At 69.0% G+C, this 1,041-nt stretch carries 1 protein-coding gene; it reads right to left on the bottom strand.

Going from position 1 to position 1,041, the window contains the following annotated elements; all coding sequences use genetic code 11:
- Nucleotides 1-1,041 (bottom strand): pseudouridine synthase (locus QZ281_RS07975; protein WP_292226938.1); only part of this gene is annotated, 1,041 nt, incomplete at both ends.

Genomic DNA, 1,041 nt, shown 5'->3' with positions numbered 1-1,041 from the left:
GCGCCCGACCCGCCAGTGCGCGGTTTGAAGTCGCGCTTGCCGGTGTCAGGGCCAGCCGTGCGCGGCTTGTATTCACGCTTGGGGCCGTCACCACCACGCGACGGTGCGCCGTCACGGGGCTTGAAGGTGCGGGCCGGACGCTCGCCATCCTCACGCGGCGTATAGGCGCGCGCGGGGCGGTCGCCATCTTCACGTGGGCGGAAGCTGCGGGCCGGACGATCACCGTCTTCACGCGGACGGAAGCTGCGGGCCGGACGTTCGCCGTCGGTCGGCGCGCCTTCACGGGGTTTGAAGGTCTTCTTAGGATGGCCGGTGCGCGGCGCAGTCTTGGCCCAGCCTTCCTTCTTTGGCGGACGCTCGCGGCGCTCGACCGCATCGGCCTGAGCCGTTTCGGCGGCGCGGACGCGGCTGGGCTTGCGCGACGGGTCCGACATGGCCGAGCCAGAGCGTCCCTTGACGATGGGCGTCGAAATCCGGCGGCCGGGGATGGGTGCAGGCGTCTCGACCGTGTTGCCGGTCGGCAGGTTCTCGGGGCGAATGTATTCGCCCAGCAGTTCGCGGATCACGCGCGGGCCGACTTCCTCGACCGAGCCGATCGGCAGCACGTCCAGACGGAACGGACCATAGGCCAGACGGATCAGGCGGTTGACCGTCAGGCCGACCGATTCCAGCACCTTGCGGACTTCGCGGTTCTTGCCCTCGGTGATCGAGACCGAGATCCACAGGTTGGCGGGGGCGCGACCGTCGTCGGACTTGCTTTCCTTGGCCTTGTCCAGCGTGGCCTCGATAGGACCATAGGAGACGCCGTCCACGACGACGCCTTCCTTCAGCGCATCCAGCTGCGCCTGGGTGATCTTGCCGCGCGCACGGGCGCGGTACTGACGTACCAACGATGTCGATGGCAGTTCCAGCGCCCGGCTCAACTCGCCGTCGTTGGTCAGCAGCAGCAGGCCTTCAGTCGCCAGGTCCAGTCGTCCGACCGAGATCACGCGCGGCAGACCGGCTGGCAGAGCGTCGAACACCGTCGGGCGGCCCGCCGGG

The sequence above is a fragment of the Brevundimonas sp. genome (genome assembly GCF_018608325.1).
GTDB lineage: Bacteria > Pseudomonadota > Alphaproteobacteria > Caulobacterales > Caulobacteraceae > Brevundimonas.
The sequence above is the reverse complement of the archived record's forward strand: the minus strand, read 5'-3'. Positions and strand labels throughout refer to the sequence as shown.